The sequence below is a fragment of the uncultured Gimesia sp. genome (assembly GCF_937910335.1).
GTDB lineage: Bacteria > Planctomycetota > Planctomycetia > Planctomycetales > Planctomycetaceae > Gimesia.
On the sequence record NZ_CALEMX010000417.1, the window covers coordinates 1 to 6,306 of the forward strand.

Consider the following 6,306-nt stretch of genomic DNA (forward strand, 5'->3'; position numbering starts at 1 on the left):
TATACTGGAACCGGTCTGAGTAAAACGTAGCCTGCGACACGATCACATGGTTCTGCCGCCGTCAACCACCAGTAATTGACCGGTTGTCAGCGTCGTTCCCAGCGAAAGATATAAAACCGTATCGGCAATGTCATCGGGTAGGGAAGGGCGGGGAATCGGATAACCGGATGTTTCAGCCGCCAGTTGTTCGTCGGTCATCACCCGTTTGAGCCAACGACTATCAATCGGGCCGGGACAGACTGAATTCACGCGAATCTCGGGGCCTAACGCGCGGGCCAGCGACTTGGTAATCGTATTCAGACCCCCTTTACTCGCACAATAAGCGATACTCGAACCACGACCATCGATTCCAGCGGTCGAACTCACATTCACCACCGAACCGAAGTCACTCACTCGTAATAAATGTGCGCCCGCTCGAACACAAAAGAACGGGCCTTTCAAATTCACTCCCAGAATTCGATCCCAGGCCGCTTCACTCATTGCATCCAGTTCTTTGTGCTCGACGAATTCGGTTGTGCCGGCGTTATTCACAAGCACATCCAACCGACCCCATTTCGATTCGACTTCACCTATCATCGCCTGCACGGCTACGTCATCACTCACATCACATTGAATGATTAATACATTGGCACCCTCTGCTTCCACCAACGATTTTGTTTCGTACGCTTCTTCTTTACTGCGCGAATAATTCACAACAATGTCAAATCCTTCTTCTGCAAACCGCACCGCACAGGCACGCCCCACTCCGGTAGCTGACCCCGTAATTAATGCAACATTCTTTTCATTCATGAGTAAGTTTCCAGATAAATTGTTCGACTGACAGTTGAGTGTTTTTACTTGTGAAATGCTTGCAGATTATGAATCGTTGGAATGGGCTTCGACAATGCCCCAATCCACATCGATGCCCAATCCCGGTAATTCAGGAATAGTAATCACAGGACCTTCGATCTGCAGCGGATTTTTAACAATCGAAAGTTCATGGTATTCGGGACCTAGAATATCACCGGGATATTGTTCGATATTCATATTCGGGCAGGCCACCACCGAATGACACATGGCCGCAGAGGCGATATCGAGTTCCAGATTAGAACCTATGCTGCAGGGAATGCCGTGCTGCCCTGCATAATCCACAATTGCCACCGTTTTGCTGATACCACCGTTTTTGCCAGGATAGACGTTGATCACATCACAGGCTTCATTCCGGATACATTCTTTGGCATCTGCCAGATCAAAACAAATATCGTCAGCCATGATCTCTGGCTCAATCGCCCGTCTGACTTCCGCAAGTGCTGCAAAATCACCACGTGGCGTTGGCTGTTCAAAGAGAGCCACATTACAATCGCTCATGCGTTGCATGGCGCCAATCGCCGTGGCGGCATCCCAGCCCGCGTTAGCGTCAATCGTTAATTCCAGATCGGGACCCATCGTTTCGCGAACCAGTTTGACCCGAGCCACATCTTCATCCACATTGGTACCCACTTTGACTTTAATTGTACTAAAACCAGCACCAACGAGTTCCTTCGTACGACGCTCAGCCTGTTCCAGCGAGTAGGCACCCATCGAAAAACGACATTTAATGGAACGGCTCCGGGCCGCGCCGCCCAGCAGTTCATACACCGGCTGACCTGCTTCTTTTCCTTTAATGTCCCAGCAGGCCATCTCGATTGCTGATTTGGCAAACCAGTTCCCTTGCGCTATCTTATCCATTACCAGATTAACATTCTCAATATCACACGGATCATGGCCAAGCAGCAGGGGAGTAAAGATGCGATCGACAATCGCCTGAGCACCCCAGACCGTCTCACCACTCCAGCGAGAAATCACGGTCGCTTCACCGGCTCCTTCAATGCCAGCATCGGTTTCCACGCGTAACACGAGGTATTTTGACACATCGTGTTTGCCCAGCGCCGAAATCATTCGACGTTCAGGTTTGAGGGGTATCCGAACGGGATAAGTCTTGATCGCAGTAATCTTCATGATAGGCTCTCTTCGCTTCGCAGTGTAAGTGTATTGTTCTGCGCAATTTATTAAACGCACTCAAATAATACCAAATGCCATTTCATTCAGGAATCAAAGTCACTCACCTATCAGAGATTACTGACAAAATCCTGCTTTGAAAACAGTTGAATTGCTGTTTCATTTACACTACAAGCGATATTCGATCATCGATACTATTTTTTCTTCTCAGATATTAAAGTGAGTTCCCATTGCCGACTCTTGAAGAACGTCTCCCCTTGACCTCTCAGCGCATTAGGGAAGGCATTGAAAGCCAGTTGCATACCGGCATGCAATTTTATGTTTCTCTGCAGGGAGAAGTCATTGCAGACGCTGGCATCGGAGAGGCACGCCCCGGCGTGCCAATGACAGAAACCACGCTCAACCTCTGGCTCTCAGCAGGTAAACCGCTCACCGCGATGGCAATCGCCCGCTTATGGGAACAGGGAAAACTCAGCATCCACGACCCCGTGACCCGTTTTATTCCCGAATTTGGCACACTCGGGAAAGAGCCAATCACGTTACTGCATCTCCTGAATCATACCGCTGGGTTCCGACCGGTGGAGACCGGCTGGCCAGACATCGAATGGACGGAAATCATTCAGCGCATTTGCAATTCACCCCTTGAAGCGAACTGGCAAATCGGAAAAACCGCCGGCTACCATGTGACCTCCAGCTGGTTTATTCTAGGAGAAATACTGCAACGCATTACAAACCAACCCTATTCTGAACTGATCCGGGAACTGATTTTGGAACCGCTGGGTATGACAGAGAGTTGGATCGGCATGCCGCGGGAAGTGTATGAACAACAACAGGAAAACATGGCCTATGTCTATCAGCGCGAAAAAGGGGAAATGCTACTAACTGAATGGCATGCAGAACCGCGCTGCCTGAAACCTTCACCCGGAGGAAATGCCAGGGGACCCATCCGAGAACTAGGCTGGTTTTATGAATGCCTGCTCCATCAGGGAATGCCCCTGTTTGAACCACAAACAGTCGAAACCATGACATCCCGGCATCGTGAAGGCAAGTTCGATTTAACGCTGCAACATATTGTCGATTATGGACTCGGCTTCATCATCAATTCGAATCGTTACGGTGAAGCAACGGTCCCCTATGGCTTTGGCAAATACGCTTCCGAAAAAACGTTCGGGCACGGTGGTTCCCAATCATCGATTGCCTTTACCGATCCGGAACGCGAACTGGTCGTCGCCTTCGTCGCTAACGGCAGACCGGGTGAGCCAAAGCATCAGCGTCGTGCGAAAGAAATCAACGAAGCGATTTATGAAGACCTGAACCTCAGTTAATTCACCCGATCAGGGTGCCACGGCTCCGACGTAGGGCTTCATACCGCCGGGAGAACCCGCCACTTTGCGAGCAGGATTATCCGGGGCAGGGGAGAGGAACTTCTCTGCACCAGGAGTCGTCGAAACAAAATTACTTAAATTTGCATCGCCTCGTTTCCCCTTGTTTTTAAACAGATCCAGTTCGTTGGCCGGCACAGGAGACGGGGCCGTTCGTGAAGAATAATTTTCCTGAGCTGTTAAGATTTTCGCCCAGAGTTTGGGATCATTCTGCTGTTCCACCGTCGCCTCCGCTCCTTCAATCGTCGCAAACAAATTGCGGGAAATCTGAATGGCTTCACTGTCTGGCCCGGGCATGGACGTAATGACAATTCCGGAATTCACAATAAAAAAAGTGTTATTAGTCAGTTTCAGATTACTGAAAATATAGCCCAGTGACTCAAATCGTATGCCGGTTGCCGTCTCATTAAAAATACATTCTTTAATATGCGTCTCTTTTACTGAAGAGGAAAATTGCAGACCATTCTGCATCGCATTCAGGCAACGTAAATTCGAAACGACGATTCCACTATTCGACTCGCCGGAAAAGTGAATGCCAACCCCCTGCGGATTGCCCGCTTTGAGTTTGAGGTTTTCCAGCCGCAATGGATCATTTCCAAACCCGGTCACGCCTTCCGCCAATATACCAGTCGACTGAAAATCGTTGATCTTCAAATTTGTTAATTTCGTTCCGACCAGATAATCATTTAATTGTATGGCGACTTTTTTGCCTTGTGCTTTAATGAGGAAACCTTCAATGGTCAGACCTTCAATTCCGCGCAACTGAATAATCGGCTCCGGACCATCGGGCGCCAGGATTACAGGCTTACCCGCTTCAGCAACAATCGAAATCCCTTTCGGAAAATTCAAATCGGTATTATCTATACTGATGCGTTCATTTAGCTCCTGCCCAGCTGCAACTTTAATCGTGTAATGCTCACTTCCCACACCGAAGGTTTTACTGAAGACAATCTGTATATCTTTCAAAACCGCGCTGATGGTCTTGTATTTTTCTTCAGGACCAACTTTGATTTCTTCCGGCAATGTTTCCGGTTCCGCCGGTTTCACAGGAGCGGATGCGGGAGCGACGGCATTTCCGTCAGGATTTGGCTTCTCATCGCCACCCATCAGCGCATAAAAGGCGACACCCACAAGCAGGAGAATTCCAATTCCGCCACCCACTATCGCGGGCAGCATCTTTTTCAGATTGCCCATCAATGCCTCGGCAGAAGCTGCCTCTTCAACCACTTCCGCTTCCACTTCATCCGGTTCCACCTCTTCTGCTTCCATGACAACCGAGTCACCAGGCAAAGCTTCCGCTAAGGGAACGGCTTTTTTCACCGGTTTCGCAACCGGTTTCGCAACTGGCTTCGCAGTCGAGTTGGTAACCGGCTTGGCAGTAGGTTTGGCAACTGGTTTCGCAACCGGTTTGGCCGTCGGTTTTGGAGCAGGTGTTTTCGCAGGCTTGGCAGTCGGTATCACTTCCAGTTCCTGAGGTTTCTCATCAGCACCAGCAAGTCGTTCAGGAACTGCTGGATAAAAAATGCGCGTCGATGCAGAACTGATTTTCTTTTGCCTCACAATCGACGAATCGCGAACGCCCGATGATGGCTTTGCTTCCTGCTGCAGAGCAGGGCTGCTTTTTTTCTGCTTTGAAACTTCGATCTCGCCGGAACCGCTTTCTTTCTGTATCCCCGATTCCTCTTTCAAATTGGAAAGGAATGCTGCCAGTTCGGGGTTCTGTTTTTGATTGGCCTGTACTCCGGACCCTGTTTGTGCCAATTCCACACCGGAACCGATCCCGCTGTTTGCATTATCTTTTCGCCATTCATCGTTTGTATTATTCTGGAGCCATTCATAAAGAGCTTCCCCAGTTTCTGTTGCTGTCTGATAGCGCTGATCGCGATCTTTCTCCATCATCTTCTCAAGGATCACTACCAGATCATCGGGAGTATCCGGCCGATCTTTGGTAATTGGTGGTGGCGTTTTGATCTGATGCGCCATCAGCCGCTGTGCGAGTGTGCCTTCCGTAAAAGGAGGGTGCCCCGTCAATAAAAAGTACAGCGTACAACCCAGACTGTAGATGTCAGCCCGGGAATCCACCATGTGACTATCGATCGCCTGTTCCGGCGCAAGATAGTCGGCAGTCCCTAACACTTTTTCGTCATGTGCTATTGTCAGTGACTTTTCTTCGCCTTCTTGAAAAAAACGAGCCAGACCCAAATCCAGAATCTTCACGACTCCTTTGGGGTCAACCAGCAGATTTCCCGGCTTCACATCACGGTGAACCATATCTGCTTCATGAGCGTGCGATAATCCAATGGCAGCCTGTCGAATGTAGTTGACAGCATCGCGAAAATCGAGCACACCATTCTTCGTGACGATTTCCTGCAAATCTTTTCCATTTACGTATTCCATCACGAGAAAATGAATCTCGGACTCATTTTCCATTTCATGGTCTACATCGTAAGCGCGCACAATATTGGGATGATCCAACAAAGCAACCGCTTGGGCTTCACGATGAAATCGCGCCAGATAGGAAGCATCATTCACACGCTTGGTCGGCAGCACTTTAATCGCACAACGACGACGCATCAATACATGCTCCGCCAGATAGACCGAACTCATGCCCCCTTTACCCACCAGATCCAGCAAGCGGTATTTTCCCAGGAAAAATCCCTTATGCTTCCCTTGAAGGATTTTGTTCGCCTGCCATTTCGTGAGCAAGGAACGCTGAATCAACTCTTCAGCGATCTCTGTAGGCTCTCCCAGCTTGATCCCTTTTGACTGATATTCAGAAAGGAGCTTTTTCAGCTGATCTACTGAAACTAGACCGCTCTGCTTTACCAGATTCAAAAAGCCCTCGGCTGTTAGTTTTCCCGCCATTCTCTACCAATTCACTCAACATGTCCTTCGATGCATCTATAACATCAATATGTGCAATAGTAACATTCTAGCATCCGTTTTA

4 protein-coding genes are annotated in these 6,306 nt (G+C 49.1%); 1 reads left to right on the forward strand and 3 read right to left on the reverse strand.

Features of this window, described 5'->3' with window-relative positions:
* Positions 1 to 42: 42 nt before the first annotated feature.
* Both Q0668_RS16385 and Q0668_RS16390 read right to left on the reverse strand, forming a co-directional pair.
* A complete protein-coding gene (locus Q0668_RS16385) occupies positions 43 to 789 on the reverse strand; it encodes an SDR family oxidoreductase (protein ID WP_298866576.1) in 747 nt (248 codons plus the stop codon).
* Between the two features lie 66 nt (positions 790 to 855).
* A complete protein-coding gene (locus tag Q0668_RS16390) occupies positions 856 to 1,977 on the reverse strand; it encodes a mandelate racemase/muconate lactonizing enzyme family protein (protein WP_298866577.1) in 1,122 nt (373 codons plus the stop codon).
* A gap of 230 nt (positions 1,978 to 2,207) precedes the next feature.
* On the opposite strand from Q0668_RS16390, the gene Q0668_RS16395 reads away from it, so the two are divergent.
* Positions 2,208 to 3,302 (forward strand): serine hydrolase domain-containing protein, encoded by a 1,095-nt coding sequence (locus tag Q0668_RS16395; RefSeq protein WP_298866579.1) that lies wholly within the window; start codon positions 2,208 to 2,210, stop codon positions 3,300 to 3,302.
* 9 nt (positions 3,303 to 3,311) lie between these two features.
* Here the strand turns inward: Q0668_RS16395 and Q0668_RS16400 are convergent, their stop codons facing one another.
* The gene (locus Q0668_RS16400; RefSeq protein ID WP_298866580.1) at positions 3,312 to 6,224 is read right to left on the reverse strand and encodes a protein kinase; all 2,913 of its coding nucleotides are present in this window, start codon (positions 6,222 to 6,224) and stop codon (positions 3,312 to 3,314) included.
* Positions 6,225 to 6,306: the final 82 nt, after the last annotated feature.

Coding starts and splice junctions, on each gene's coding strand:
- Q0668_RS16400 (WP_298866580.1), bottom strand. CDS start 6,224: ATGGCGGGAAAACTAACAGCCGAGGGCTTTTTGAATCTGGTAAAGCAG.
- Q0668_RS16385 (WP_298866576.1), bottom strand. CDS start 789: ATGAATGAAAAGAATGTTGCATTAATTACGGGGTCAGCTACCGGAGTG.
- Q0668_RS16390 (WP_298866577.1), bottom strand. CDS start 1,977: ATGAAGATTACTGCGATCAAGACTTATCCCGTTCGGATACCCCTCAAA.